This window comes from Brevibacterium sp. OS20 (genome assembly GCF_056837565.1).
On the sequence record NZ_CM166367.1, the window covers coordinates 2,627,562 to 2,653,637 of the forward strand.

At 66.0% G+C, this 26,076-nt stretch carries 23 protein-coding genes; 3 read left to right on the plus strand and 20 right to left on the minus strand.

The genetic code is table 11. The features are described from left to right. Positions 1–8 precede the first annotated feature (8 nt). The gene (locus ACVZTU_RS11760; protein ID WP_181272060.1) at positions 9–1,655 is read right to left on the minus strand and encodes a ribonuclease J; all 1,647 of its coding nucleotides are present in this window, start codon (positions 1,653–1,655) and stop codon (positions 9–11) included. Positions 1,656–1,689: 34 nt separating this feature from the next. Beyond that, entirely contained in the window at positions 1,690–2,613 is a 924-nt protein-coding gene (dapA, locus tag ACVZTU_RS11765; RefSeq protein ID WP_482400470.1) for a 4-hydroxy-tetrahydrodipicolinate synthase, read from the minus strand. A gap of 174 nt (positions 2,614–2,787) precedes the next feature. Between dapA and ACVZTU_RS11770 the strand changes: the two genes are divergently transcribed. Then, positions 2,788–4,101: an ATP-binding protein gene (locus tag ACVZTU_RS11770; RefSeq protein ID WP_482400471.1), complete on the plus strand. Its 1,314-nt coding sequence runs from the start codon at positions 2,788–2,790 to the stop codon at positions 4,099–4,101. 11 nt (positions 4,102–4,112) lie between these two features. Here the strand turns inward: ACVZTU_RS11770 and ACVZTU_RS11775 are convergent, their stop codons facing one another. The 3 genes from ACVZTU_RS11775 to ypfJ all read right to left on the minus strand — a co-directional run bounded on the left by ACVZTU_RS11775 (position 4,113) and on the right by ypfJ (position 7,844). Beyond that, complete coding sequence (locus ACVZTU_RS11775; RefSeq protein WP_181272047.1) at positions 4,113–4,805, minus strand: TetR/AcrR family transcriptional regulator; 693 nt, start codon at positions 4,803–4,805, stop codon at positions 4,113–4,115. Next, positions 4,802–6,802 (minus strand): oxidoreductase, encoded by a 2,001-nt coding sequence (locus ACVZTU_RS11780; RefSeq protein ID WP_181272046.1) that lies wholly within the window; start codon positions 6,800–6,802, stop codon positions 4,802–4,804. The genes ACVZTU_RS11775 and ACVZTU_RS11780 overlap by 4 nt, the downstream gene beginning before the upstream one ends. A 163-nt stretch (positions 6,803–6,965) precedes the next feature. Further along, a complete protein-coding gene (gene ypfJ / locus ACVZTU_RS11785; protein ID WP_181272045.1) occupies positions 6,966–7,844 on the minus strand; it encodes a KPN_02809 family neutral zinc metallopeptidase in 879 nt (292 codons plus the stop codon). A gap of 68 nt (positions 7,845–7,912) precedes the next feature. Here ypfJ and ACVZTU_RS11790 point away from each other — a divergent pair, with 68 nt between their 5' ends. Next, positions 7,913–9,193 carry a heparan-alpha-glucosaminide N-acetyltransferase domain-containing protein gene (locus ACVZTU_RS11790; RefSeq protein WP_181272044.1) on the plus strand — a complete coding sequence of 427 codons (1,281 nt, stop codon included), beginning with the start codon at positions 7,913–7,915 and terminating at the stop codon, positions 9,191–9,193. Here the strand turns inward: ACVZTU_RS11790 and ACVZTU_RS11795 are convergent. The 8 genes from ACVZTU_RS11795 to ACVZTU_RS11830 all read right to left on the minus strand — a co-directional run bounded on the left by ACVZTU_RS11795 (position 9,156) and on the right by ACVZTU_RS11830 (position 18,174). Further along, a complete protein-coding gene (locus ACVZTU_RS11795; protein ID WP_139908413.1) occupies positions 9,156–9,614 on the minus strand; it encodes a tetratricopeptide repeat protein in 459 nt (152 codons plus the stop codon). The two genes, ACVZTU_RS11790 and ACVZTU_RS11795, sit on opposite strands and share 38 nt — an antisense overlap. Next, a complete protein-coding gene (gene dapB, locus ACVZTU_RS11800) occupies positions 9,614–10,360 on the minus strand; it encodes a 4-hydroxy-tetrahydrodipicolinate reductase (RefSeq protein WP_181272043.1) in 747 nt (248 codons plus the stop codon). Before dapB ends, ACVZTU_RS11795 begins: the two co-directional genes overlap by 1 nt. Before the next feature lie 221 nt (positions 10,361–10,581). Further along, complete coding sequence (locus ACVZTU_RS11805) at positions 10,582–11,151, minus strand: GNAT family N-acetyltransferase (RefSeq protein WP_181272042.1); 570 nt, start codon at positions 11,149–11,151, stop codon at positions 10,582–10,584. Between the two features lie 122 nt (positions 11,152–11,273). After that, the gene (locus ACVZTU_RS11810) at positions 11,274–11,900 is read right to left on the minus strand and encodes a superoxide dismutase (protein WP_135539373.1); all 627 of its coding nucleotides are present in this window, start codon (positions 11,898–11,900) and stop codon (positions 11,274–11,276) included. Between the two features lie 123 nt (positions 11,901–12,023). Next, positions 12,024–13,190: an acyl-CoA dehydrogenase family protein gene (locus ACVZTU_RS11815; RefSeq protein ID WP_482400472.1), complete on the minus strand. Its 1,167-nt coding sequence runs from the start codon at positions 13,188–13,190 to the stop codon at positions 12,024–12,026. A gap of 70 nt (positions 13,191–13,260) precedes the next feature. Next, the gene (locus tag ACVZTU_RS11820) at positions 13,261–14,895 is read right to left on the minus strand and encodes a thiamine pyrophosphate-binding protein (protein ID WP_229664178.1); all 1,635 of its coding nucleotides are present in this window, start codon (positions 14,893–14,895) and stop codon (positions 13,261–13,263) included. 2 nt (positions 14,896–14,897) lie between these two features. Continuing rightward, positions 14,898–16,985, minus strand: a complete 2,088-nt coding sequence (locus tag ACVZTU_RS11825) for an acetate--CoA ligase family protein (RefSeq protein WP_181272039.1) — start codon at positions 16,983–16,985, stop codon at positions 14,898–14,900. A gap of 4 nt (positions 16,986–16,989) precedes the next feature. After that, a complete protein-coding gene (locus ACVZTU_RS11830) occupies positions 16,990–18,174 on the minus strand; it encodes a Glu/Leu/Phe/Val dehydrogenase dimerization domain-containing protein (protein WP_181272038.1) in 1,185 nt (394 codons plus the stop codon). Between the two features lie 115 nt (positions 18,175–18,289). Here ACVZTU_RS11830 and ACVZTU_RS11835 point away from each other — a divergent pair, with 115 nt between their 5' ends. Beyond that, positions 18,290–18,955 carry an SDR family NAD(P)-dependent oxidoreductase gene (locus ACVZTU_RS11835; protein ID WP_181272037.1) on the plus strand — a complete coding sequence of 222 codons (666 nt, stop codon included), beginning with the start codon at positions 18,290–18,292 and terminating at the stop codon, positions 18,953–18,955. 105 nt (positions 18,956–19,060) lie between these two features. Here the strand turns inward: ACVZTU_RS11835 and ACVZTU_RS11840 are convergent, their stop codons facing one another. From ACVZTU_RS11840 to ACVZTU_RS11870, 7 genes are all read right to left on the minus strand, one after another. Continuing rightward, positions 19,061–19,648, minus strand: coding sequence for a TetR/AcrR family transcriptional regulator (locus tag ACVZTU_RS11840; protein ID WP_181272036.1), 588 nt, complete (start codon positions 19,646–19,648; stop codon positions 19,061–19,063). Positions 19,649–19,725: 77 nt separating this feature from the next. After that, complete coding sequence (locus tag ACVZTU_RS11845) at positions 19,726–20,997, minus strand: M16 family metallopeptidase (protein ID WP_229664179.1); 1,272 nt, start codon at positions 20,995–20,997, stop codon at positions 19,726–19,728. 62 nt (positions 20,998–21,059) lie between these two features. Beyond that, on the minus strand, positions 21,060–23,282 hold the full coding sequence (locus ACVZTU_RS11850; RefSeq protein ID WP_139468948.1) for a polyribonucleotide nucleotidyltransferase: 2,223 nt from the start codon (positions 23,280–23,282) through the stop codon (positions 21,060–21,062). Positions 23,283–23,616: 334 nt separating this feature from the next. Beyond that, positions 23,617–23,886 (minus strand): 30S ribosomal protein S15, encoded by a 270-nt coding sequence (rpsO, locus tag ACVZTU_RS11855; RefSeq protein WP_039210907.1) that lies wholly within the window; start codon positions 23,884–23,886, stop codon positions 23,617–23,619. A 91-nt stretch (positions 23,887–23,977) separates the two neighbouring features. Beyond that, positions 23,978–24,916: a bifunctional riboflavin kinase/FAD synthetase gene (locus tag ACVZTU_RS11860; protein ID WP_181272035.1), complete on the minus strand. Its 939-nt coding sequence runs from the start codon at positions 24,914–24,916 to the stop codon at positions 23,978–23,980. 90 nt (positions 24,917–25,006) lie between these two features. Then, complete coding sequence (locus ACVZTU_RS11865) at positions 25,007–25,378, minus strand: hypothetical protein (RefSeq protein WP_139468782.1); 372 nt, start codon at positions 25,376–25,378, stop codon at positions 25,007–25,009. Further along, positions 25,368–26,009, minus strand: a complete 642-nt coding sequence (locus tag ACVZTU_RS11870; protein WP_139468783.1) for a hypothetical protein — start codon at positions 26,007–26,009, stop codon at positions 25,368–25,370. The genes ACVZTU_RS11865 and ACVZTU_RS11870 overlap by 11 nt, the downstream gene beginning before the upstream one ends. Between the last annotated feature and the right edge of the window lie 67 nt (positions 26,010–26,076).

Consider the following 26,076-nt stretch of genomic DNA (forward strand, 5'->3'; position numbering starts at 1 on the left):
GCGGAGTCTCAGACGATGACGACCATAGGAACGATCATCGGCTTGCGGCGCAGCTTCGAGGACACCCAGCGGCCGATGGTGCGGCGCACCACCTGCTGGAGCTGGTACTGATCGGTGGTCCCGTCACGCAGAGCATCCTCGACGGCCTTCTGCACCTTCGGGACGATCGAGTCGAAGACGTCGTCGGACTCGGCCACACCGCGGGCATGGATCTCGGGTCCGGCGATGAGCGACTTCGTCTGCGAGTTCACGGCCATGAAGATCGTCACGAAGCCCTCACCGGACAGGACGAGACGATCCTTGAGGTCCGCCTCGGTGATCTCACCGACCGAGGAACCGTCGACGAAGACGTAGTTGCAGTCGACGGCGCCGACGACCTCGGCGTGACCGTCCTTGAGGTCGACGACCCAGCCGTCATCGGCCAGGACGATGTTGTTCGGATCGACACCGGTCGCCTCGGCGTGGCGGGCGTTGGCCAGCAGGTGGCGCCATTCGCCGTGGACGGGCATGACGCCGCGGGGCTTGACGATGTTGTAGCAGTAGAGCAGCTCGCCGCCGGAGGCATGACCGGACACGTGGATCTTCGCGTCGGCCTTCGAGATGACACGAGCACCGAGCTTCATCAGGCCGTTGATGACCTTGAACACGGAGTTCTCGTTGCCGGGGATGAGCGAGGAGGCGAGGATGACGGTGTCGCCGTCGCCGACGTCGACGCGGTGGCTGCGGTTGGCCATCCGGGACAGGGCGGCCATCGGCTCCCCCTGGGAGCCGGTGCACATGAGGACGATCTGGTCCTCGGGGTAGTCGTCGACCTTCTTGATGTCGATGAGCGTTCCGGCAGGCACGTTGAGGTAGCCGAGGTCTTCGGCGATCTTCATATTGCGCACCATGGAGCGGCCGACTAGGGCTACCTTGCGACCATGGGCGGTGGCGGCGTTGAGCACCTGCTGCACACGGTGGACGTGGGAGGAGAACGAGGCGACGATGATGCGACGTTCGGCGGTGCCGAAGAGGTTCTCGAGCACGGGCCCGATGTCCTTCTCCAGTGCGGTGAAGCCGGGAACCTCGGCGTTCGTCGAGTCCGTCATGAACAGGTCGACGCCTTCTTCGCCGAGGCGGGCGAAGGCGCGGAGGTCGGTGATGCGGCCGTCGAGCGGCAGCTGGTCCATCTTGAAGTCACCGGTGTGCAGGATGTTTCCGGCGCCGGTGCGGATGAACACGGCCAGGGCGTCGGGGATCGAGTGGTTGACGGCGACGAACTCGAGGTCGAAGGGACCGAGCTGGTCGACATCGTCTTCCTTCACCACACGGGTGATGGGCTTGATGCGGTGCTCTTTGAGCTTGGCTTCGATGAGCGCGATGGTCAGCTGCGAACCGAGGATCGGGATGTCGCCCTTGCGACGCAGCAGGTAGGGAACGGCGCCGATGTGGTCTTCGTGGCCGTGGGTGAGCACGAGGCCGATGATGTCATCGAGGCGGTCATCCAGGTAGGAGAAGTCGGGGAGGATGAGGTCGACGCCGGGCTGGTCCTCTTCGGGGAAGAGCACACCGCAGTCGACGATGAGGAGTTTGCCGTGGTATTCGAAGACGGTCATATTGCGACCGACTTCGCCGAGTCCGCCGAGCGCGACGATGCGGACGGCTTCTTTGTCCATCTTCGGCGGGAGGGACAGTTCTTGGGTCAATGCATTATTCACTGAGGTAACCACTCCTGGTCAATTGGGCGGCGACGAACGCCATCTGCTCCTCATCAGCTGGGAGCAGCGGCATACGCACGTCGCGGTTGTCGAGTATTCCTTGGGCCTGCAGAGCGGCCTTCGCCGAGATCACTCCCGGCATGTGGTTCATGAGCGCATCCACCACGTCCGCGGTGTCGCGGGAAAGGGTGCGTGCGGTGTTGAGGTCGTTGTTCGCCACTGCGGAGACCATGGCGGCGAACCGGTCCGAGCAGACGTGTCCGGCCACGGACACGAGTCCGAGCGCGCCGAGGGACAGCAGCGGCAGGTTGAGGGCGTCCTCGCCGGAGTAGTACACGAGCGAGGAGTTGTTCATGACGAACGAGGAGGCGAAGAGGTCGCCCTTGGCGTCCTTGACCGCGAGGATGTTCGGGTGGTCCGAGAGTCGCAGCAGGGTGTCCGTGATGATCGGGGCACCGGCGCGGCCGGGAATGTCATAGAGCATGACCGGCCGGTCGGTGGAGTCGGCGGCCGCGCGCATATGGGCTTCGATCGCCGGTTGGGTCGGCTTCGAATAGTACGGGGTGACGAGCAGGATCCCGTCGGCTCCGGCGTCGGCCGAGCGGCGGGAGAGGTCGATGGTGTGTGCGGTGACGTTGTTGCCGGTGCCGGCGACGATCTTCGCCCGCTTGCCGATGACGCCGCGGACGACGCGGATGAGTTCGACCTTCTCGTCGTCGGTCGTCGTGGGAGATTCGCCGGTGGTGCCGGAGACGACGAGCATGTCGTTGCCGAGCTCGACGAGGTGGTTCGCCACCTTCTCCACGGACGCATAGTCGATGCTGCCGTCGCGCTTGAATGGAGTCACCATTGCAGTGCCGACGGAACCGAACGCGTCAATGGCAGTCGCTGCTGCCTGGTCACCGAGAATCGCCATAGAACCAGGATAGCGCCCACGTCCTCTCATGAGTGCAGTGGTCCACCCGCGTTGCGGGTGTCGTTCGCCTCGCCTGCGGTGCCCGTGCGGTCACGTTGAGAGACGGATCACACCTGCAGCCGCTCGATCGTCTACTCTTGAGCCCTGCCCGCCACCGAAACAAAGGAGTTTTCGATGACCCGCACCCGCATCCGCGATTTCCATGATGATGACCTCGACGGAATCATCCGTCTCTTCGAAGCCGCCGTCCCGGAATCCGAGGCCGCTCCCCCGCTCTATCCGCTCTCCGAGGTGTTGGCCGCCTGCCAGCGCAATCAGGCCGTCGTGGCCGTCCGCGATGAGGAGATCGTCGGTGCCGCCGTCGGCCGCGCCGCACACGGTCAGGGAGTTCTCGTGTTCTTCCATGTCCTGGAGACGGTGCGTGCCGATCCTGAGCAGGGCACCCGCGCCGAGGCGGGGCTGCTCGATGCGCTCGAACGACGCCTCATGCCGCTGGGCTTGGGGAAGCTGTCGATGCTCATTCCCGCGGGGACGTCGGCCTGCGATGGTCTGGTGGCCAACGGTTTCGAGGCCCGGTCCGGGCTGAAGTACGTCGAGCGGCACTTGCCCGTCCAACGTCGTGAGCTCGACCGACTCAAAACGGTCGGGGGACGGATTCTGCCCCGCCACCTCTGGGATGGGGTGAGCGGGATGCAAGAGGAGAAGGACATGCTCGAGGATCGCCTCGTCGTGCCCTTGGCCGAACCGGATCTCGCCGATCATTTCGGGGTCGTGCCGCCTCGGGCGGTGATGCTCTTCGGTCCGCCGGGGACGGGGAAGACGACGTTCGCGAAGGCGGTGGCATCGCGGTTGGACTGGCCGTTCGTCGAGGTGTTCCCGTCGCGTCTGTCCGGTGAGCCCGGCGGTGTGGCCGCGGGTCTGCGCACAACGTTCGAGCAGATCAATGAGCTCGAACATGCTGTGGTGTTCATCGATGAGGTCGAGGAGATCGCGTCGAAGCGCGGAGGTGAGCCGCCGTCGCCGACGCAGGGGGTGACGAATGAGCTGCTCAAGCAGGTTGCGGAGTTCCGGGATCGGGAGGGCCGGCTGCTCATCTGTGCGACGAACTTCGTCCGTGCCCTCGATGCGGCGTTCCTGCGGCATGGGCGCTTCGACTATGTCATCCCCATCGGTTTGCCGGATGCCACCGCCAGGGAGGCGATCTGGTCTCGCTACATTCGAGAGCACACGATCGCCGGTGTCGATCTCGATGTGCTCGTCGATGCCAGTGACGGGCTGACCCCGGCCGATATCGAATATGCGGCCCGGCGTGCTTCGCAGGAAGCGCTGGCCTCGTCGCTGCGACAGCAGCACGTCGATATCGCCTCCCGGTCTGATGTGCTTTCGACCGATGACTATCTCGAAGCGCTGCGGGCGACGCGGGCGACGGTGTCCGAGGAGACGGCTCGGGAGTTCGGTGAGGACGTGGAGACGATCGCCAGGCTGTGAGGCGGGCCGGGCTATGACCGGACCGGATTGTGCGGACCCGAATGCGTCGCAGCGGCGCCCGGACTCCCACCGCTCAACAGGCCGTCCGCAGTCGCGCCGAGGATGCGCGCCATCGTCGTCGGCTCGGGTCCCTGTCCGGCAACGGCGGCGAGGTCGAAGCCGTCGATGATGGCGATGAACGTATCGACCACCTCGGTGGCGGTGAGCCCGTAAAGAGTGAAATCTCCGGTCCTGATGCCGTCACCGATGATGCGTGAGAACAGGCTGCGCCACCCTTCGAAGACGGAATCGACACAGTCTTGCAGGCTCGTATGGGTGCGTGCCGCGGTGACGAGCTCGATCCAGATCCGCGACCTCTGGCCGTGGTTGCCGACCTCGTGGACGGCGGTGAAGGCCGCGTGCAGGCGGGACCGAGGCGAACTGGCCTCTGCCCCTTCGCCTGTGTTCTTGCCATTATGGTTTGCCATGTCGGCGATGTCCTTGAGCACCGCATCGCTGTGGGCCGAGAACGCTGCGGCGAGCAGGGCATCGCGTGACCCGAAGTAGTACTGCACTGTCCCGACCGACATGCCGACCGCCTTCGCCACATCGGCCATGCGCACAGCCGTGGGGCCTCGGTCGACGATCTGGTCGAGGGTGGCCTGGATGATCGCCGCCTTCTTCGCCTCGGTTTCGGCCGCGGGTTGGGCCGGTCGTGGGCTCACGCCGTGACCGGTGTTCGTCGTTCGGCCAGAGCGGTGGCCGCGGTCAGCCCTTCGTACACGGCCTCTTCGACCGTGCGCGGGGCCAGGGCGTCACCGATCACCGTCACCGAGGCGGCCCCGAAGTCGAGGTCGACCGTCACCGCTCGCGGGGCGCCGGAGACGATCGTCGCGGCGACGTCGGCGACCTCGTGGACGACCTCGCAAAGTGTGGATTGCAGGTACCCGGTGTCGACATCGACGCCGACGAGGCGAGCGTCGTTGACGAATTGCACCCGACCGGTCCGCAGCGCTTGGGACACGAGCAGGGTGCGCGTGTATTGCTGGATCGCGGCACCGGCGAAGTTCGCCGCCGTCGCCAAGCTCACGTGTCGCCCGGCCTCGGCCAGCCGCAGGGCGATGCCGAGTCCGATCCAATCGCCCTTCCAGTCCGTGACGAGCACGCGGCCGGGCGGCAGGTCCGGGGTCTCGCGCAGGTAGTCGCGAGCCCCGATGACGAATGCGTCGTCAGCAATCTCGAGGGCGGGCATGCGCTGTTCGGCTCCCGTGGCGATGATGACGTGGTCGGGGGCCACCTCGGTGATGAGGTCCTGGGTGGCCGGTACGGAGGTGCGGATGTCGACGCCGGCGCGGGCTGCCTCGGCGGTAAGGTTCGTCGCCGCTCCCCCGAATTCGGATCGATACGGCAGTTCCTGAGCCAGCAGCACCGCCCCGCCGAGGTGGGGCTCCTTCTCGCACAGGACGACGTCATCTCCCTGTTCGGCGGCGACCGCGGCGGCCTTGAGTCCGGCCGGTCCCCCGCCGATGACGAGGATCTTGCGTCGGGTGCGCACCGTCGGTCGGGGAAGGAAGGTGAGTTCCCGGCCGGATTCGGGGAATTGGATGCACGAGATCGGCACGCCCTGTTGGAAGTGGCCGATGCAGGCTTGGTTGCAGCCGATGCAGGCGCGGATTTCATCGACGTTGTCGGCCCGGGATTTGTTCGCGATTTCGGGATCGCAGATCATCGCGCGGGTCATGATCGCCATATCGGTGCGGCCCTCGGCGATCGCGACTTCGGCTTCGTGGGGTTGGTTGATGCGGCCGGCGACCATGACGGTCTTGTCGGTGATCTTCTTGACCTGCTCGGACAGGTTCGCGGCGTAGCCGGGGTCGATCTGCATCGAGGGCACGATGTGGACGGCGCCCTGCAGAGTGGAGGAATCGCCGGCGGTGATCGAGAAGTAGTCGAGGCAGTCGACGCCGTCGGTGGTCAGGGAGTCGAGGTGTTCGATGAGGTCGAGGATCTCGGTGGCGACGAGGCCGTCCTCGGTCTTCTCCTCACCGGAGATCCGCACGCCCACCACGACGTCGGGTCCCACGGCGGCACGGACGGTCTGGGCCACCTCGGTGAGGAAGCGGCGACGGTCCTCCGGGCTGCCGCCGTAGTCGTCGGTGCGGGTGTTGACGGCGGGGTTGAAGAATTGGATGGGCAGGTAGCCGTGGCTGGCGACGATCTCGACGCCGTCGATTCCGGAGTCGGCGATGCGTTTCGCTGCATGTCCGTAGCCGGCGATGATGTCTCTGACCTCAGCGGTGGTCAGAGACTCGGGGACGACTTTGAAGCGTTCCTGCGGTTCGTCGCTCGGGGCCTTGGCCCGTGGTGCCATGCCGCGCTCGCCGTCCATGACTTCTCGGCCGGGGTGGAAGAGCTGGGCGAAGATCGTTGCTCCGTGGCGGTGGACCGCCTCGGCGACGTTTTGGTAACCGGGGACGGAGGATTCGTCGGTGGCCATGAGGACGTGGCTGGTGTAGCGGGCGGTTTCGTGGACGCCGGAGACCTGGAGGACGATGAGTCCGGCTCCGCCTTTCGCGCGGGCCTCATGGTAGGCGACGAGGTCGTCGCCGATGTGGCCGTGATCGTCGAGGACGGTGTCATGGCCGGAGGAGACGATGCGGTTGCGGATCGTTGTGGAGCCGATGGTGATGGGTTCGAAGAGGTGCGGGAACAGCTGAGACATGATCGTCCTTGATCAGATCGTCGGGTGGGACTGGGTGGCTGCCCCTCGATGGGGCTGCCTCAGTTATTCATATCACCGTATGACGAACGGCGGCAAGGGTCGGCTCCCGAGGTGTCGATCGCCGGTTGGGGGGGGTGCGATTGCTGTTGGGCGGAACCGTCAGTCAGAGCTCGTTGCCCGACACTTCGAAGGTGTCGCAGCTGTTCAGGCCCTCGTTGTATCCGGTGGTGAACCATTTCTGGCGCTGCTTGCTCGAGCCGTGGGTGAAGGATTCCGGGTTGACGAAGCCGGACTGCTCCTGGATGTGATCGTCGCCGACGACGAAGGCCGCGTTGAGAGCGTCGTCGAGCTGTTCTTTGGAGGGCTCTTCGAGATACGGAGTGCCGTTGTCGTCGGTGAGAGTGGTGACCTTGCCCAGCCAGGCGCCTGCGTAGCAGTCGGCTTGGAGTTCGGTGCGCACGCCGTTGCTCTCCGGACCCGTGCCGTTGTTCGGATGTTCGCTCATCACACCCGTGATGTTCTGGATGTGGTGACCCCATTCGTGGCCGACGATATAGAGCTGGGCGAGCTCATCGGCCGAGGCACCGTACTGCTGGCGCAGAATGTCGAAGAAGCTCGGATCGATGTAGACGCCCTGATCGGCCGGGCAGTAGAAGGGTCCGACCTGGTTCGATGCGGTCCCGCAACCGGTCGAGGTCTGACCGTCGACCAGTGTCATCGCCGGCGGTTCGTAGCCGTCGACCTTCTGCGCCCAGTAGTCGTCGAGAACGACCTGTGCTCCGGCCATTCGGCAGTCGATGTTCGTGTTCGCATCCTCGCCCGTATCGCACTGGGACATGCTCGTCCCGCTCGATTGGTTCTGGCCGCCGTCGTCAGGGGTGATTCCGCCCATCAGTCCGGTGACATCAACGCCGAGCAGCGGTCCGATGAGGAAGACGAGCAGGCCGACGATGCCCACGCCGCCGCCCCCGACGATCGCGGTGTTGCGACCGCGTTTGCTCGTCCTGTTGCCGCTGATATCGGCGTTCGGGTTGAAGGTCATGGCATAAAGATACCCCGGGAGCGTACGCGGGAGGGCGCGCAGAAGTGAAGTCGTGTGAGAATCGTTCCATGAGCTCTCACCCGGCGGAACCTCACCGAGCGCACGACGCGGACTCCACGGCCACCTCGGCGAGGGTTGCCCGTCGGCTCAGCCCCGATGGGCGGCTCATCGGACTCGATGTCGCCCGCGGGATCGCCCTCTTGGCGATGATGGTCACGCACATCTTCGCCCTCAGCGACGAGACGGGGATGCCGACCTGGGCGGCGGTCTTCGCCGGGCGCGCCTCGGCGCTGTTCGCGGTCCTCGCCGGCTGTTCCCTGGTGCTCTCGACCCGATCGCGGATGGCAGTGTCGGGGCGGTTGCGCGATGCGGCACCGAGCGTGCTCATCCGGGCGGCGGCCATCGTCCTCATCGGGCTCTGCCTCGGGTCGATCTCCGGACTGCTCGCGGTCATCCTCGTCAACTACGGGATCATGTTCGCCCTCGCCCTGTTCTTCCTGCGGCTGCGCGCGGGGGCGCTGTTCGCGATCGCCGGGGTCTGGATGGTCGTCTCCCCCGTCGTCTCGATGTGGGTGCGTTCGACGTTCCTCCTCGAACCGAGCTACCTGCCGATGGGCTTCTTCGACTTCGCGACGCCGGGGACGATGCTCACCGATCTCTTCCTCACCGGCTATTACCCGGTGCTGCAGTGGCTGTCATACATTCTGCTCGGCATGGCCGTGGCGAAGCTCGACATCGGGCGCCACCTGCTCGCACTGTTCACCACCGGACTCGGACTCTTCATCATCGGTCGCGGCGCCTCATGGATTCTGCTCAATGTCTTCGGCGGTGATGCCGCGCTCGTGGAGGTTGCGCAGATGTGGGGCACGGATCTCACGGCGGCCCTGTTCACCGGCAGCTACGGCGTGACTCCGGCGACGTCGTGGTGGTGGCTGGCGATCGCGGGACCGCATTCGGGGACGCCGTTCGATCTGCTCTCCACGGGTGGAACCGCGGTGATGACGATCGCTGCATGCCAGGCCGCTGCAGCGCTCTTGGGTCGCCAGTCATGGGTGCTCGCACCGCTGTCGGCTCCGGGATCGATGCCGTTGAGCGTGTATTCGGCGCACGTCGTGCTGTTGGAGATCACGAGGTCTCAGATCGTCGGCGATCCGTTGGAGGAATCCGCAACTGCTGGCGAGCAGACTCTCGAGTTCGTCATCCACGCACTCACATTCGTGCTGCTGCCGCTGCTGTGGAAGTTGGTTGTCAGCAGCCGCGGCCCGTTGGAAGGCGGGATCGCGGGCATCATCAGGGTGGCGTCGCCGGGACCTAAGCGCCCTGCTTCTGACCTTCCCGGAAGAGGCTGATCGATTTGCGCATCGTGGCCCGCGCCCGTTTCCGGTCGCCGCTGGCATCGTAGGCGCACGAGAGCCGGAACCAGGATCGCCAGTCCTCGGGGGCGGCCTCGGCTTCGGCCTGGTACTTCACGAATTCCCTGTCGGCGGCCTCGCGGATGATCTTTCCGCCCGGCGTCCTGGGCAGGTCGTCGACGGGCAGTCCGCCTTCCTCCCCGAGAATGCGGGCGAGCTTCTCCGTACGGGCGCCGAAGACGAGTTCGACGATGAGCGTCCACGCGCCGATTACGGGCAGGACGAACAGGGCGATACCCATGATCTTGGGGATCATCGCGGGCTCGCGGACGAGGATCCACGCCCGCTGACCCATGAGGACGAAGTAGAAGACGAGGACGACGGAAACGATGATCGCTCCGATCTTGGCCTTCGACATCAGAGGTCGAGCATGTTCTCGAGGCCGTGGATGAGCCCCGTGTAATCGGCGATGGACCGCACGGCGGTGACGATGCCGGGCATGAACGCCGAGGTGGAGTGCGAGTCCGTGCGGATGGTCAGGGCTTCGCCGTCGGAACCGAAGAGGATCTCCTCGTGGGCATTCATGCCCTGCTGACGGATGGCGTGGACGTGGATTCCGTCGATGACGGCACCGCGTGCACCCTGCGGATCGGATTCGGTGGAGTCGGGAACGGCGGGCAGACCGGCGGCATTGCGGGCGGCGGCGATGCGCTGGGCCGTGTGGTTCGCCGTGCCGGACGGGGCGTCGAGTTTGCGGGTGTGGTGGATCTCGACGACTTCGGCCGAGTCGAAGTAGGGGGCCGCGAGCTCGGCGAAGCGCATGGCCAGGACGGCACCGATCGAGAAGTTCGGGGCGATGAGCACCGCAGTCTCCGGGTGGTTCTTCAGCGTGGCTTCGAGTCGGGCCAGGCGGTCGTTGTCCCAGCCGGTGGTGCCAACGACGGTGTCGATGCCGTTCTCGACGAGGAAGGTGACATTGTCCTCGGTGGATTTGGGAACGGTCAGTTCGACGGCGACGTCGATGTTCTTCTCGAGCAGGGTCTCCAGCGAATCGCTGCTGCCGAGTGCGGCGACGAGTTCGAGTCCTTCGGCGTCGTTGATCGCATCGACGGCGTGGGATCCCATCCGACCCTTGGCTCCGATGACGGCTACGCGAATGCTCATATGCTGTGACTCCTTGTGCGATGATCCCTGCGAGGTGTGCCGGTCGGGCCGAGGCGAGACGACCGGAACGATCTCCGCCAGTCAGTCTAGCGACCCTCGGCAGTTCTCTTCACATCCAGTGACCATCCGAACACTCCCAATTACTACCTGACGGCGGCGCAGCAACCTGGCGCGAGGTTGCTGGGCCGCCGTCAGGTAGTTCTGGAGGGGACGATGCGGGGTCAACGAGGTGGGTCGAACGGTATGCGCGGTCCACGGTGCCGCGGGTCTCCACTCAGCCGAGCGCAGACCTCGGTGTCGTATCTGATGCCGTCGTAAAGGAGTTTCTCTCGTTCGCGGCCTTCGACGATGAAACCCGCGTTCCTCGCGACTGCCGCCGAAGCCGGGTTGTTCACCCGGTAGCCGAGTTCGAGCCGGTAGATCCCGAGTTCGTCGTGGAGGAGGTCGACGAGGCTGCGCAGCGCTGCCGACACCAGGCCCTGGCCGCGTGCTTCGGCCACGGACCAATAGGAGATCCACGCGCTCGAGTGCCGGCGTTCGATCCCGGAGGCCATGACGTTTCCAAGGATTCGTCGCCCTGAACGGTCACCGTCATCAATGATCGCCCGAGCGCAGAGGTCACCGGCTGCCTCGGCGTCGGTGATGGTCTCCAGCCATGTCTGGGCACCACCGATCGTGCGGTCGTCGGGGATGTTGCTGAGCAGTGCGTCATCGGCCCGCTCATACACCTCAGCCAACGCCTCGGCATCACCCGAAGCGCCTGACTGCCAGGGTCGGAGAATTGCGCTCATCCGGCCACCTTATCCGCAGTCGCCGGTCCGCCAGCGCCCGCTCCGAGGTCTCAAACAACCTGACGGCGGCCCAGCAACCTCGCGCGAGGTTGCTGGGCCGCCGTCAGGTAGCAATTGGGGTCTCAGCCGAGGAGGAGGCCCTTGGTCTGAGCGACTGCGCGGTCGAAGCGTGCGCCGGCGTCTGCCCAGTTGACGATGTTCCACCAAGCCTTGACGTAGTCGGGCTTGACGTTCTGGTAGTCGAGGTAGAAGGCGTGCTCCCACATGTCGAGCTGCAGAACCGGGGTGCCGCCGAGCTGGATGTCGGACTGCTGGTCCTTGAGCTGCTCGATGAAGAGGTTTCCGCCGAGCTGGTCGTAGACGAGGACGGCCCAGCCGGAGCCCTGGATCGTGGTGGCCGCGGTGGTGAAGTGCTCGCGGAACTTGTCGAACGAACCGAACTGGTCGTCGATGGCTGCGGCGAGTTCACCGACCGGCTTGTCTCCACCGTCCGGGGACATGTTGTTCCAGAAGATCGAGTGGTTGACGTGGCCGCCCAGGTTGAACGCGAGGTCGCGGGTCAGCTTCGGCACATTGGCGAGGTTGCCGGATTCGCGGGCTTCGGCCAGCTGCTCAACGGCGGTGTTGGCGCCCTTGACGTAGGTGGCGTGGTGCTTGTCGTGGTGCAGCTCCATGATGCGAGCCGAGATGTGCGGCTCAAGAGCGGAGTAGTCGTAGGGCAGTTCCGGAAGTGTGTACTGCTCAGCCATGAGATTCCTCCTGATCAGATTTGATGACCACCACATCGGTGGCTTCATTTCGACCCTATCCCAGGGTCTCATCTCGGACAACAAGGGGTCCGTCGGGTCTATTCCATATGACGCCGAGTGACTTCACCCGAGGTTGCGTGAGATGAGCAGCCGCATGATGTCCGAGGTGCCCTCCTCGATCTCCTCGAGCTTGGCATCGCGCATCCACTGCTCGACGGGATGCTCTCGCGAATACCCCCATCCGCCGAGGGTCTGCACGGCCGCCCAGGTGCAGAACATGGCCGTCTCCGAGGCGTTCAGCTTCGCCATCGCCGCCGCGGCCGTCATCCGCTGTCGATCAACGGCATCGCCGGCGTCGAGCATCCGCGCCGCATTGAGCACCTGCAGCCACGCCGCATCGATCCGCGAGGACATGTCCGCCAGCCGGAACGCGACGGCCTGATGATCGATGATCTTCGTCCCGAACTGCGTGCGCTCCCGCGCATAGTCACGCGCATATTCGAAGGCCGCCCGTGCCGTGCCGAGCGCCGCAGCACCGAGCACCACCCGAGAGATGTCGAAGGTGCGCATGAGTCCGTAGAAGCCCTGCCCCTCCTCGCCGAGGCGGCCCGACGTGGGCACGAATGCGTCGGAGAAGAAGATCTCCCGACACACGATGGCTCGCTGTCCCATCTTCTTCATCGGCGCACCGAACTCCATCCCCTCGGTCTCCCTGGGCAGCAGGAATGCGCTGATTCCGCGAGAGCGCCGGCTCGAGTCCGTCTTGGCGAAGACAACGTAGAAATCGGCGAGCCCCGCGTTCGAGATCCAGGCTTTCTGCCCGTTGAGCACGTATCCACCGTCGACGGCATCCGCCCGGGTCATGATCGAAGCCGAGTCCGATCCGGATCCGGGTTCGGTCGTTGCCAGCGCCGTGATCTTCGGGTCTGCTCCAGTCAGCGGGCGCAGCCACTCCTCCTTCTGCTCCGGCGTGCCCAATGCGAGAATCGGGTCGGCGAAGAAGCCGTTCGAACACACGAAGTTCCCGATGCCCGGATCCCCGAAGCACAGCTGTTCCTGGACAAGGCACTGAGTGAAGACATCGGTGAATCCGCCGCCGCCGTATTCCTCGGGAATCATGAAGTCGGTGATCCCGAGCCGTGCTGCCGCCGCAAAGATGTCGACGGGCGATTCGGTGTCGGCCTCGTCGACGCGGCGACCGGCCGGGCGGATCGTGTCGTGGGCGAATCCGCGCACGAGGTCGAGGATGTCATGCTGTTCATCGCTCAGCGGCCAAGGTGTGTAGCTCATCAGTTCTCCTTCGAAGTGTCAGTGGAGGTCGGGCGCCTCACTGCGCCCGGCCGACGTCCCTCGTCCCCGGTCAGTCGAGCATGTCCGCTCCGGCCCGGGAATCCTCGGTGATGTGGATGAGCGTCGGGCCGACCGCTGCCTCCGCCTCGCTGAGCGCGGCCAGCAGCGCGTCCGCGCCGTCGACGTGGATTCCGCGTGCCCCCATCGCCTGCGCGAGTGCCGGGAAATCCGGCCCGGTGAGCTTCACCCCTGACGGAGTGTCCCCGCGGTCCTCCATCTCATTGCGGATCTCCCCGTACCCGCCGTTATCGACGACGATGAGGCACATCCGCACGCCCGCCTGCACGGCCGCGGCGAGTTCGGCGATCGTGAACATCGATCCCCCATCGCCTTCCACCGCGACCACTCTGGCCTGCGGAGCAGCGAGTTTCGCACCGATGCCGGCGGGCAGCCCGTAACCGAGCGTGCCTGCCCCGGCCGGGTAGAGGAACCGGTCACCGGAGCGAGCTTTCCACCCGGTCTGCACCCCGTAATAGCAGGCCATCGTCGAATCCGCTGCGACGAAGAGCGGTGAGGTGTCCGATTCCGCGAACGCTGTGAGTGCGGCCGACAGATCGGCCCAAGGTCGGCCGCCGGTTTCCATCGCCGAGGCGGCCCTGCTCTTCCAGCCGGCCGTCCAGTTCCGTGCGGCGGCGGTCGCGGACTCCGTCCGCAGCGCTGACACTTGTTCGTTCAGGGCCGCTGTCGCGTTCTTCGCGGCGGCGAGGATCGGATGGGTGACGGTCGCGTTCGTGAGCATCTGCACTTCGTCGATGTCGATGCGCACCACGGTGTCGGGCAGCGGCAGGGGTTCCGGCCAGAAGTCACTGGGTGCCAGTTCCGTACCGATCGCGATGACCGCATCGGCATCGCTTGTGAGTTCGGGAAGCAGCTCGAGGACCCCGACGGCGCCGATGGTGGTCTCGGCGCGGTCATCGACGAGTCCCTTCGCGTTCGAGGACAGGACGATTCCCGCTCCGAGCGTCTCAGCCAGAGCTGCGACCTCCGCTCCTGCTCCGTGTGCTCCGGCCCCGGCGATGATGAGCGGTCGATTCGAGCCGGCGATCGCCTCGGCGGCAGCATCGATCTCCGAGGACACGGGAGCCGGCAGCGCCCGGGTCACGGACGGATGGAGCTGTCCCGGGCCGGCGTCTTCGATGAGGTCGAGGGGGATCTCGATGGCGGCCGGGCGGGGCCGGCCTGAGCGCATCGCCGACAGCGTCTGCCCGACGGCCAGCGACACCTCGCCGGGGCTCGTGACCCGCATGACCTCGGTCAGTACCGCCGAGAGGGCCGCGGACTGGTTGCGCACTTCGTGAAGGAGTCCGTTCCCGCGGCCGGGGTGGGTCAACGGCATGCCGGGGGTGATGAGGAGGACGGGCACGGAATCGGTGAAGGACTGCAGCAGGGCGGTGAGTGCGTTGAGTGCGGCCGGCCCGGTGGTCGTGACGATGACCTGCACCTCGCCGGTGACGCGGGCGGCTCCATCGGCCATGTAGCCCGCGCCCTGCTCGTGGCGAGGTGAGACGATGTCGATGCCTGCGGCGCTCAGCTGCGCGAAGATCTCGAGGTTGTGGGTGCCGGGGATTCCGAAGACGCGGGTGATCCCTTCGGCCTGGAGCGCACGAGCCAGGTGTGCTCCGCCGGTGATGGTCGTCTGGTCCATTCTCATTCCTCGCTGTTCGGTTTCTCTGCTGGCACGTTCTCTGCGGTCGGGTTCTCCGTCGTCACGACGAGTGCGTCGACGGCCAAGGCGCTGTCCGGAGCGACTCGCACCGGGTTGATCTCGATCTCGGCGATGGCGTTGTTCCCGGCCACCATTCTGGATACCGCGACGATGATTTCGGCGAGGGCGTCGATATCCGCGGCGGGTCTGCCCCGCCATCCGGTGAGCAGCCGCGAGCAGCTCAGTCGCGAGATCATGTCCAAGGCTTCGGTGTGGGTGACGGGGGCGAGTTCGAGCCACGTGTCGGCGAAGAGTTCGGTCTCTGTCCCGCCGGCGGCCACGATGACGAGCGGCCCGAAGTTTTCGTCCTGCCGACCCCCGACGAGGATCTCGACGACGTGATCGCGCGTGTCCATCTCCTCGAGGATGTACTCACCCTCGCCGAGGCGACCCACCATGTCCGCGTATGCCGTTTCGACTGCGGGGAGATCGCTCAGTCCCAGGGCGATGCCGCCGACCTCGGTCTTGTGGGCGGGCCATCCGGCCTTGAGCGCGAACGGCGGTCTGAGTTCGGACGCCTTGGCCGCCTCGGCGGGTGCACGGGACTCCCCCGGGCCCACGCTGCCCACAGTCACAGCGGCAGGGACGGGAATCCCAGCGCCCTCGATCACTGCTCGAGCGGCCGCGTATCCGGTGCCCCACGGGGTGACGGGGCCGGTGAGTTCGAGGGATTCGGTGAGCCGACCCGAATGGGCGGCGTAGAAGCCGGCGCGGGCGAGCACGCGCATGGCCGCTTCGATGGAGGTGTAGGCGGGTATGCCGAGCTCCCAGAGGTGGGTGACGGCGGGCGACGATGCGCTCATCGAGTGGACGATGACGGGCTTCTTCGCCTCGGCGACGAGCTCGCCCAGACGATCGACGACAGCCAGTTCTCGGTCGCGCAGGTCGGGGACGTCCTCGCCGTAGCAGCCGAAGTATCCGGAGACGACGACAGCGTCGATGTCCGTATCGGTCAGCAGCACCTCGGCGAGGTCAGCATAGACATCAAGGTTCTTCTCTCCTGCGCCGTCGAGGTCGATGGGATTAACGATGTGGTCGGCCTCGGGCAGCAGTTCGCTCACGCGTCCGGCAGCGCCGGCGCTGAGTTCGCGCACGTCGAGTCCCCAGCTCTCGGCGGTGTCGGCGGCGATCGCTCCCTGTCCGCCCGAGTCGGAGAGCACACCGATGCGCCGGTCTTTCGGCAGCCAGGCGGAGGCGAAGAATCCGGCGAGTTCGACGAGTTGTCCGGGGGTGGCCAGGCGGATGGCGCCGGCGGCCCGGCAGGCGGCATCGACGGTGTCCATGGCCGAGGTCATCGATCCGGTGTGGGATCTCGCGAGACGCGCTCCTGCACTGGAGGCTCCTGTAGTCAGGATCATCGTCGGCTTCCCGGCGGCGCGCAGGGCTTTGAGGGCTGAGACGAGGGCGGCTCCGCCGGTGAAGGATTCGAGGTAGAGCGCGACCTGAGCGGTGGCGGGGTCGTCGACGAGGGTGCCGAGCACCTCGGCGGCGCGGACGTCGGACTGTCCGCCGATCGAAGCGAATCGGGAGACGCCGAGTCCGCTGCGGGCCGCGAGTGTCGCGATCTCCGTGCCGAGCTGGCCGCTCTGGGTGACCACGGCGAGACTTCCGGGTATGAAGTTGCCCCAGGCCAGGAGCAGATCGGCGTGTGAGTCGACGATCCCGAGCGAGTTCGGGCCGATGAGGCGGCCGCCGGTCTCACGGATAGTGGCAGCCAGTTGGTCGGCGTCGGGGACGCGGGCGGAGATGATGAGGAAGGCGCGCACTCCGTTCTCGAGTGCTTCGGCGACGACTCCCGCCACGGTGGGGCCGGGCACGGAGATGACGAGCAGCTCGGGCGTCTCCGGCAGGTCTCTCAGGCGAGCGTACGTCGGCTGGCCCTGGATCGAGCCGGCTGTGGCGTTGATGAGGTAGACGCGGCGGCGCTCGGCCCCGCGCAGAGCTCCGGCGGCGAGCCAGAAACCCCATTTGCTGGAATCGTTCGATGCTCCAAGGACGGCGACGCTGCCGGGATCGAAGAACGCGTCCATATCGCTAGCTTTCCGTCACCGAAACGGCAGCGGCAGCACGATCGCCCAAAGCGGCGAGATTCGCATCGACCTTCGCCTGGGCGGCCCCCCGGGGACTGATGCCCTGGTCGCGAGCTGCGGTGAGGACTTCGGCGGTGAGGTCGCGCAGGGTCGTCGTGACGATGGTGCGGCCGTCCTCCCAGCTGCCGTCGACGTCGCCGAAGGTCACCCACCACCACCAGGCGTTCGTCGCCGAGTTCGCGAGGAAGTCCGGGACGACGATGACGCCGCGAGCCAGCAGCGTCTCTTCGGCCGCGGGCAGGACAGGCATGTTCGCGGCCTCGACGATGAGTGAGGCGGTGATGCGGTCGCAGTTGTCCGGCGTGATCGAGTAGCTCACGGCCGCGGGGACGAGGACATCGGCGTCGGCGGCGAGCCAGTCGTCGCGATCGCCGACGCGGTCCTCCGGGCGCAGCGCTTCGCGGTCGATTCCGCCGAACTGGTCCCGGGTGACCAGCAGCGCTTCGACGTCGAGCCCGGCAGGGTTGGACACGAACCCGTCGGCGTCGGCGATGCCGACGATGCGCAGTCCCGCCTCGGCGAGATAGCGGGCGGTGGCACCGCCCATGGAGCCGAATCCTTGGATGACGGCGGTGGATTCGCTGGGGTCGCGGCCGGCGTCGTGCAGGGCCGCAATCGCCGAGGTGGCCACACCGAGGCCGCCGACGAGTTCGTCCTGGGCGACGCCGTCGACGACGGCGGAGAAGGCCTTCTCCGCACGGGCCTCGACGGCGACGGGATCGTCGACGAGCTTGTTGACGGCGGAGAGTCCCGAGCCGAGTTCGCGGCGGGCGAGGATCTCGTCGATGTCGTCCTGGCGAACGCCGAGGTCTTCCCCGAGGGCCCAGTAGGCGTGCATGATCGGGTTGATGTCGACGAGGAAGCGTTCGAGGACGTCCTTGGCTCCGGGTGCGCGGGGGTCGAAGTCGATTCCGCCCTTGGCTCCGCCGACGGGCACATAGTGTCGGCCCTCGCGCAGATGGATCGCTTCCTTGCGGGTCATCCCCTGGGCGAGTCCGCGCACCTCCTCGAGGGTGCAGCCTTTGCGCATGCGCAGACCGCCCGAAGCGGTGCCGCGCACGAGGGTGTCGATGACGACGTACCCGTGTGCACCGGTGTCCGGATCCTGCCAAGTGATGTCCATGAACATGGGGCTCCCAAAAGATCGGCGTCTCAAGACTCTTACTGAACCGCTATTCAGTAAGACGTGTGACTCCAGTCTGTCCGGGTGAGGGCCACCACGTCAAGGCCGCTAGGATCGAAGCATGCCGACAGCACTCATCACCGGAGCCGGACGAGAGAACAGCATCGCCGCGGGAGTGGCCGCACGACTGTCGTCCGACGGCTGGACCGTGTGCACGAGCGATCTCGATCGCGGAGACTACCCGTGCGACCTGTCATCGGCTCAGGAAGCTCAGGAGCTGGTCGGTCGGGTGAGCAGGGATCATGGCACCATCGACGGATTGGTGCTCAGCCATGCGCACGGCGAAGAGTCCGGGATCTTGGACACCACCGCCGACAGCTTCGACCGCCACATGGTTGTCAACGCACGCGCGTCGCTGCTCCTCATCGCGGCGTTCGCGAAGCAGATCGGCGAGTCGGGAGGCGCGATCGTCGCCTTCACCAGCGATCACGCCACGGGCAATCTGCCCTATGGAGCATCGAAAGGCGCGCTCGATCGAATCGTCATCTCCGCTGCGCGGGAACTCGGACCGAAGGGGATCTCTGCGAACGTCGTCAATCCTGGGCCGATCGATACGGGCTGGATGGACGAAGAGACGAGGACCGGGCTGATCCCTTATCAGCCGCTCGGCCGCATGGGCACTCCTCGCGACATCGCCGGGGTCACTGCATTTCTGCTCTCTGCTGAGGGTCGGTGGATCAGCGGCCAGCTGCTGTCTGCCGACGGAGGGTTCTCCGCTCGCTACTGATGGGAGCGCACGGCAGTCGACCACATGACCGCACGGAAGCATTGTTGGGTCGATCCGCGGCGTTCTGGACGTGCAGAACACCGTGGATCGACCCAACAATCACCCTCAGCCGAGTTCGCGGGTGAGGAAGTCGTCGACCCAGGTGCTCAGCGCCTCTGTGTCAACGGTCTCCGAATTGACCATCACCTGGATAGCCAGGCCGTCGAGGAAGGCGAGGACCCTGGTCGCGCCCGACGCGGTGCCGCCTTCAGGTGCCGTGCACTCCCCCGCCGCGATGGCCTCGTCCATGAGGTGCACGAGAATCGACTTCCACTCCCGGTCGAGAGCGGCGAATGTTGCTCTCAGACCAGCATCGAAGAGTCCGGCCGACCAAGCGTCGATCCAGATCTTCCAACTGCGCGAGGAGCCGCTTGGCAGGTACCAGCCGACGACGTCCCGCAGTCGCTGGAGAGCCGAGACCTGCCCGGCAGCCAGCTCCCGGGCACGGTCGATGTCCTGCCGCCCGGCGAAATCGAAGGCCTCGGCGACGAGGGCTTCCTTCGTCTCGAAGTGGTAGATGACGAGACTGGCGCTCAAGCCCAGACGCGCGGCGACGTCGGAGACGCGCAGCGCGCGCAGACCCGTCGCCTCGATCTCCTCGACCGTGGCCGCCAGGATCTCCTCCCGGCGGACCGCTGCGCTCTTCCTCGCCATCTCGCCTGTCTCCTTTCACGTTCCAGCCGGACGGCATCCCGCGCCCGAGGCTCGACGCCCCGAACGCGGCGACGCGCTCAGGGCAGTTCAACCTCGGCGGCCGGTCCGACCAGCGCCAGAGCCTTGGGCCGCGACAGCAGCCGCCCGGCCATCTCGCTGACGTCCTCGGCCGTGACCGAGCGGACGCGTTCGATGAGGTCCATCGGCGATTCGAGCGGCAGCCCGAAGATCTCCGACCGGGCGAGACGATTCATCCGCGCCGCAGAGGACTCGAGTCCGAGCACCATCGACCCCGACAGTTGGGACACGATCTCGTCGAGCTCGAACTGACTCGGCGTCTCCTGCGCCAGCCGATCCCATTCGCTCACCGCCAGATCGACGACGGCCTGAGCGTTCTCGGCCGTGCATCCGGCGTAGATGCCGAAGGTGCCGGTATCCGTGAACTGGCTGGCCACGCAGTTCACGGCATAGGCCAGTCCGCGCTCCTCGCGCACGCTCTGGAACAGTCGCGACGACATTCCCCCGCCGAGCATGGTGAGCATGACCGAGTAGATGAACCGGTCGTCGTCGCCTTCCGGCAGGCCTTCGCAGCCGAGCATGATGCCCAACTGTTCGATGTCTTTGACGGTGTGCGACTTTCCGGAATGGAACTCCGGACGCACCCGTGCGGCCCCACCGAGGTGCGAGCCCTTCGCCACCGAGGCGGCGTCCCCGTTCCCCGCGCCCGACCAGACGTCGGCGCGGGACCCGAGCCCCGCCTCGGCGAGGGCATCCTCAACCATCTCGAGGACCTCTTCGTGGGTCGCCCCGCCCGCGGCGGCGATGACCAGACGAGGCGGGATATACGTCGACTGATAGTGGTCGATGACCGTGTGGTGGCCGAGCACGCGGGCCTGATCCTTCGTCGCACCCACGGGCCGGGCCAGCGAATGCGGCCCGAAGACCAGAGAATCGAAGTCGTCGAAGAGGACGTCTCCGGGATCATCGGCGGACATGGCGAGCTCTTCGATGATGACACCGCGCTCGCGTTCGAACTCCTCGACGTCGAGTTGGGAGTTCGAGACCATATCGACGAGGAGGCCGGTGATGTTCGGCAGATCCGTCACGAGGCACCGGGAGTAGTAGCAGGTGAGCTCCTTGGCGGTGATCGCATTCGAATCCCCGCCGGTGCGGTCGAAGGCCGCGGCGATGGTCTTCGCATCGCGGCTGCCGGTGCCTTTGAACAGCATGTGCTCGAGGAAATGCGTCGAGCCGGCGGTCTCGGCGGATTCGTCACGGGACCCGGCCGCGACCCAGATCCCGATCGTCTCCGAGGCCAGACCCGGCATGTGTTCGGTGGTCAGCGTCAAACCACCGGGGAGGACAGACCGATCGATTCGGCTGCCCTCCCCGGTGTGCGAACTGCTCAGTATCAGTTGTCTGATCCCTCTTCGTCCGATTTCTCGTCTTCGTCGGTGACCGGAGCCAGCGACAGCTTGCCGCGGTCATCGATCTTCGTGATCTCGACCTGGACCTTCTGGCCCACACCGACGACGTCTTCGACGTCCTCGACGCGCTTGCCGTCGTTGAGCTTACGCAGCTCGGAGATGTGCAGCAGGCCGTCCTTGCCCGGGGTCAGGGACACGAATGCGCCGAAGCTCATTGTCTTGACCACGGTGCCCAGGTAGCGTTCGCCGACCTCGGGAACCTGCGGGTTCGCGATCGCGTTGATCATCGAACGGGCGGCCTCGGCGGCCGGTCCGTCCGTGGCACCGATGAGGACGGTTCCGTCGTCTTCGATGCTGATGTCCGCGCCGGTGTCCTCCTGGATCTGGTTGATCATCTTGCCCTTGGGCCCGATGACCTCACCGATCTTGTCGACGGGGATGTTCACGGAGATGATCCGCGGTGCCGTCGGGGCCATCTCGGCCGGGGCGTCGATGGCCTCTGCGATGACGTCGAGGATGACCATGCGTGCTTCGCGGGCCTGCTTGAGGGCGGCACCGAGCACCGAGGCGGGAAGGCCGTCGAGCTTGGTGTCGAGCTGGATCGCGGTGATGAAGTCACGCGTACCGGCGACCTTGAAGTCCATATCGCCGAAGGCATCTTCGGCACCGAGGATGTCGGTCAGAGCCGCGTAGGCGGTCTGCTCACCCTGGTCGGTGGAGATGACGTCGGAGACGAGACCCATGGCGATGCCGGCGACGGGCGCCTGCAGCGGCACACCGGCCGAGAGCATAGCCAGCGTCGAGGCGCAGACCGAGCCCATCGAGGTCGAACCGTTCGAACCGAGGGCCTCGGAGACCTCACGGATCGCGTACGGGAAGTCCTCACGCTTGGGCAGAACGGGCACGAGGGCGCGTTCGGCGAGAGCGCCGTGGCCGATCTCGCGGCGCTTCGGGCTGCCCACGCGGCCGGTCTCACCGACCGAATAGGGCGGGAAGTTGTAGTGGTGCATGTAGCGCTTCGACGTCTCGGGTGAGAGCGAGTCGATGGTCTGCTCGAGCTTGAGCATATTCAGGGTGGTGACACCCAAGATCTGGGTCTCGCCGCGTTCGAAGATCGCCGAACCGTGCACGCGCGGGATGACGTTCGTCTCGGCGGTGAGCGGACGGATGTCCTTGAGCCCACGGCCGTCGATGCGGACCTGCTCGGTGAGGATGCGCTTGCGCACGACCTGCTTGGTCAGGGCGTTGAGAGCGTTCGCGATCTCCTTCTCACGGCCTTCGAAGCGCTCTCCGAGCTTCTCGAAGAGCTCGTCGAGGAGGGCGGCACCGGCGGCTTCCCGCTCCTGCTTGTCGGCGATCGTGAAGTTCTCGGTCTGCTTCGCCTCGGCGAGTTCCTTCACCGCTTCGAAGACGTCGTCCTCGTAGTCGCGGAAGACGGGGAATTCGACGGTCGGCTTCGCGGCGCGATCGGCGAGCTCGGACTGCGCGCGGCAGAGCTCTGCGATGAACGGCTTCGCAGCTTCGAGACCTTCGGACACGACCTCCTCGGTGGGGGCCGCGGCACCGGTCTTGATCTTGTCGATGGCGTTGTCGGTGGCTTCGGCCTCGACCATCATGATGGCGACGTCGTCACCGACGACACGACCGGCGACGACCATGTTGAACACGGCGTCCTCGAGCTGCGAGTGGTTCGGGAAGGCGACCCACTGGCCGTCGATGAGCGCGATGCGCACACCGCCGATGGGGCCGGAGAACGGCAGACCCGAGAGCTGAGTCGACATCGACGCGGCGTTGATGGCCAGAGCGTCGTAGATGTGGTCGGGATTGACCGACATCACGGTGACGACGACCTGGACCTCGTTGCGCAGGCCCTTGACGAACGAGGGGCGCAGCGGACGGTCGATGAGGCGGCAGGTCAGGATCGCGTCTGTCGAGGGGCGTCCCTCACGGCGGAAGAACGAGCCGGGGATGCGGCCGGCGGCGTACATGCGCTCTTCGACGTCGACTGTCAGGGGGAAGAAGTCGAAGCCCTCACGGGGGTTCTTGCCGGCCGAGGTGGCCGAGAACAGCATGGTGTCGTCGTCGAGGTAGGCGACGGCGGATCCGGCGGCCTGCTGGGCAAGTCGTCCGGTTTCGAAGCGAATGGTGTGTTTGCCGAAGCTGCCGTTGTCGATATGGGCAACGGCGGATTCAGGGTTGAGTCCCACGTAGTCTCCTATGTTGTGCCGGCACGCGGTGGTCTGCGGTGCGCAGGTGATAGTTCTCAACGCATGAGTGGACGCGCTGCCTTCGGCGGTGTGCCCTCGGCAGTGCGCGACCCCGCGTCGTTCCGGCGGGATATTGGCTCGGACATCCCATGGATCCAAGCCGGTCATCGATCGGGGCCCACGGAACCGGCGCTCAAGCGCTCATTCCTCCGGAGGCCACTACCGAAGACCGAAACGTCCATGGCGTGGTTGTCCGGTACGAAGTCTACCGCAGAAGCACAGAAGCGCCCCACCCGAAGGTGGGACGCTTCCATTTCAGCTGCGCTGAGTCGAATCAGCGGCGCAGGCCGAGGCGCTTGATGAGCGAGCGGTAACGCTCGATGTCGACCTTCGCGAGGTACTTGAGCATGCGGCGACGCTGGCCGACGAGGAGCAGCAGGCCACGACGCGAGTGGTGGTCGTGCTTGTGATCCTTGAAGTGCTCGGTCAGGTCGGTGATCCGGCGGGTCAGCAGTGCAACCTGGACCTCGGGAGAACCGGTGTCGCCCTCATGAGTTGCATATTCCTTGATGATCTCTTGCTTCACAGCGGTATCGAGAGCCATGGAGTTCTCCTTCGTGTCGTTGCGCGGCGCAGGGACCTGAAGTCTCTGCCCTATGGGACCGCGGCCGGTGAAAACGGCAGAGATCAGCTTATCAGGTGTGCAGGACCTCGCGCACATCGGCGATGTCCTCATGCATCTGCACGATGAGGTCGTCCATCCCGGTGAACGCGACCTGCCCACGGATGCGGGAGACGAATTCGAGAGTCATCTCACGGTCGTAGACGTCGAATTCGCCGAATTCCTTGTCGAGCACGTACGCCTCGACCCGTCGGACCTGTCCCTGGAAGGTCGGGTTCGTGCCCACGGAGATCGCGGCCGGGTACGCCTGATCCTCACCGGAGAACGTCGCCCAGCCGGCGTAGACGCCGTCGGCGGGGACGAGTCCGTCGGGATCGTCCGAGAGGTTCGCCGTCGGAAATCCCAGGTCGCGTCCGCGGGCATCGCCGTGGACGACGGTGCCGTGGAGTGCGTGGTAGCGCCCGAGCTGGTCGGCCGCCTCGGCGACATCACCGGCAGTGAGCTGCTCCCGGATCCGGGAGGACGAATACCGACCCCCGCGCCCGACTTCGTCGATCGTTTCGACACGGAACCCGAATTTCTCGCCGAGGCGGCGCAGAGTCTCGATCGTGCCTTCATTGTCCTTGCCGAACCGGACGTCGTCGCCGACGACGACGATCTTCGCGCGCAGGGCTTCGACGAAGTACCGGCGCACGAATTCCTCGGCCGACTGGGCGGCGAAGTCGAGGTCGTAGGGCTGGATGAGGAGGCCGTCGATTCCGGTGGCGGCGATGAGGTCGGCGCGCTGCCGGGTCGAATTGATCATCACGGTCGGCTCGTCGGGGCGGTGGACCGTGCGCGGGTGGGGATCGAAGGTCATTGCGATCGAGCGCAGGCCTTCTTGCCTGGCCAGGGCGGCGACGGTGGTCAGGACCGTTTCGTGTCCGCGGTGCACGCCGTCGAAGTTGCCGAGGGTGACGACGGTGCCGACAGCGTCGACCTCGACCTCACCGAGTCCGTGATACAGCTCCACCAGACATTCGCTCCTTCCGTGCACCGATTCAGATTATCGCAGAGATCTTCCGCCTCCTAACCCGGACCTCGCCGAGGCGGAAGGACGGGTTCAGGCAACGATCGCCCACCCGATGACGCCGAGGAGGGAGGCCAAGGCGATGGAGACGAAGGTGCCGATGATGAACCGCTCCCCCGCGGCCGCCGAGGACTTGATCTCCGCGAAGCGCCCGAGCCCTTTGACCGCGATGACCACGGCCATGAGTTCGGGGCGACCGAGCACGATCGCACCGGCGATGAGTGCGCGTTCAACGATGCCGATCCACAGTCCGCCGCGCAGGACTTCGACGTCCTCGGCTCCTGTGCGTTCGGGCTTGGAGCCCGGGCCCGCATGGGTCAGACGGAGGAGAAGCGGGACGAGTGGCCAGCCGATGAGGGCCGCGATGATGGCGGCGGCGATGGCGACGAGCACGTCAGTCCACATGTGCGTCTCCTTCCGATAGGGCTCGTTGGAGCCGGTCGAGGTGATGTCGGGCCAGGTGCTCGGCCCCGGCGATGATCTCGGCGGGACCGGCCGCCAGCACCCGAGAGACCGCCTGTTGGGAGACGTCGAATTCCGCGGCGATCTCGGCCTGAGTGGCATCAGGGTGGTCCAGTCGGTATCCGACGTAGCCGCGGGAGTGACCGCGCAGCTCTGTCAGCGTGCTGATGAGGAGCCGCAGAGCTGCCTCCGCCAGCCCACGATGGTCACTGTCCGCATCGGCGCTGACGACGTCCGGGTCGGCGCTCACGACGAGGTGGACCGGTGCGGATTTGGCCGCTTCGACCGCCTGGCGGGCGGAGTAGAAGGCTTCTCCCCTGCCTTCGGTGGTCGTCTCGGGCAGCGGCCGTTCGACCTCGCCGATTCCGAGGCCGATATGCCAACCGGAGTCGATGCCGATACGGCGGACCGCCTCGGCGACGGCGTCGGGACCGTCGAGGACCCCTTGGACCTCGTCACCGATGGTGCGGGCGAAGGGAACGACCGTGTCGATCGGAGAGAGAGCATCGAGGATGCGGGGCACCGCGTCGGCGTTCGACCGCGAATCCTGCTGGTCGATGGTCAAGACGAACATAGGACAAGTAGACCAGATGATAGCCTCAGACACAATAGTTTCAGTTGTATCTGATGAATACAAACTA

Excerpts from the sequence above, each read along its gene's own strand:
- ACVZTU_RS11865 (WP_139468782.1), bottom strand. The coding sequence starts at position 25,378 with ATGTGGACTGACGTGCTCGTCGCCATCGCCGCCGCCATCATCGCGGCC.
- ACVZTU_RS11790 (WP_181272044.1), top strand. The coding sequence starts at position 7,913 with ATGAGCTCTCACCCGGCGGAACCTCACCGAGCGCACGACGCGGACTCC.
- ACVZTU_RS11805 (WP_181272042.1), bottom strand. The coding sequence starts at position 11,151 with ATGAGCGCAATTCTCCGACCCTGGCAGTCAGGCGCTTCGGGTGATGCC.
- ACVZTU_RS11830 (WP_181272038.1), bottom strand. The coding sequence starts at position 18,174 with ATGTTCATGGACATCACTTGGCAGGATCCGGACACCGGTGCACACGGG.
- ACVZTU_RS11820 (WP_229664178.1), bottom strand. The coding sequence starts at position 14,895 with ATGGACCAGACGACCATCACCGGCGGAGCACACCTGGCTCGTGCGCTC.
- ACVZTU_RS11870 (WP_139468783.1), bottom strand. The coding sequence starts at position 26,009 with ATGTTCGTCTTGACCATCGACCAGCAGGATTCGCGGTCGAACGCCGAC.
- ACVZTU_RS11780 (WP_181272046.1), bottom strand. The coding sequence starts at position 6,802 with ATGTCTCAGCTGTTCCCGCACCTCTTCGAACCCATCACCATCGGCTCC.
- ACVZTU_RS11835 (WP_181272037.1), top strand. The coding sequence starts at position 18,290 with ATGCCGACAGCACTCATCACCGGAGCCGGACGAGAGAACAGCATCGCC.
- ypfJ (WP_181272045.1), bottom strand. The coding sequence starts at position 7,844 with ATGACCTTCAACCCGAACGCCGATATCAGCGGCAACAGGACGAGCAAA.
- ACVZTU_RS11760 (WP_181272060.1), bottom strand. The coding sequence starts at position 1,655 with ATGGACAAAGAAGCCGTCCGCATCGTCGCGCTCGGCGGACTCGGCGAA.
- ACVZTU_RS11840 (WP_181272036.1), bottom strand. The coding sequence starts at position 19,648 with ATGGCGAGGAAGAGCGCAGCGGTCCGCCGGGAGGAGATCCTGGCGGCC.
- ACVZTU_RS11815 (WP_482400472.1), bottom strand. The coding sequence starts at position 13,190 with ATGAGCTACACACCTTGGCCGCTGAGCGATGAACAGCATGACATCCTC.
- ACVZTU_RS11795 (WP_139908413.1), bottom strand. The coding sequence starts at position 9,614 with ATGTCGAAGGCCAAGATCGGAGCGATCATCGTTTCCGTCGTCCTCGTC.
- dapA (WP_482400470.1), bottom strand. The coding sequence starts at position 2,613 with ATGGCGATTCTCGGTGACCAGGCAGCAGCGACTGCCATTGACGCGTTC.
- ACVZTU_RS11810 (WP_135539373.1), bottom strand. The coding sequence starts at position 11,900 with ATGGCTGAGCAGTACACACTTCCGGAACTGCCCTACGACTACTCCGCT.
- ACVZTU_RS11770 (WP_482400471.1), top strand. The coding sequence starts at position 2,788 with ATGACCCGCACCCGCATCCGCGATTTCCATGATGATGACCTCGACGGA.
- dapB (WP_181272043.1), bottom strand. The coding sequence starts at position 10,360 with ATGAGCATTCGCGTAGCCGTCATCGGAGCCAAGGGTCGGATGGGATCC.
- rpsO (WP_039210907.1), bottom strand. The coding sequence starts at position 23,886 with ATGGCTCTCGATACCGCTGTGAAGCAAGAGATCATCAAGGAATATGCA.
- ACVZTU_RS11825 (WP_181272039.1), bottom strand. The coding sequence starts at position 16,985 with ATGGACGCGTTCTTCGATCCCGGCAGCGTCGCCGTCCTTGGAGCATCG.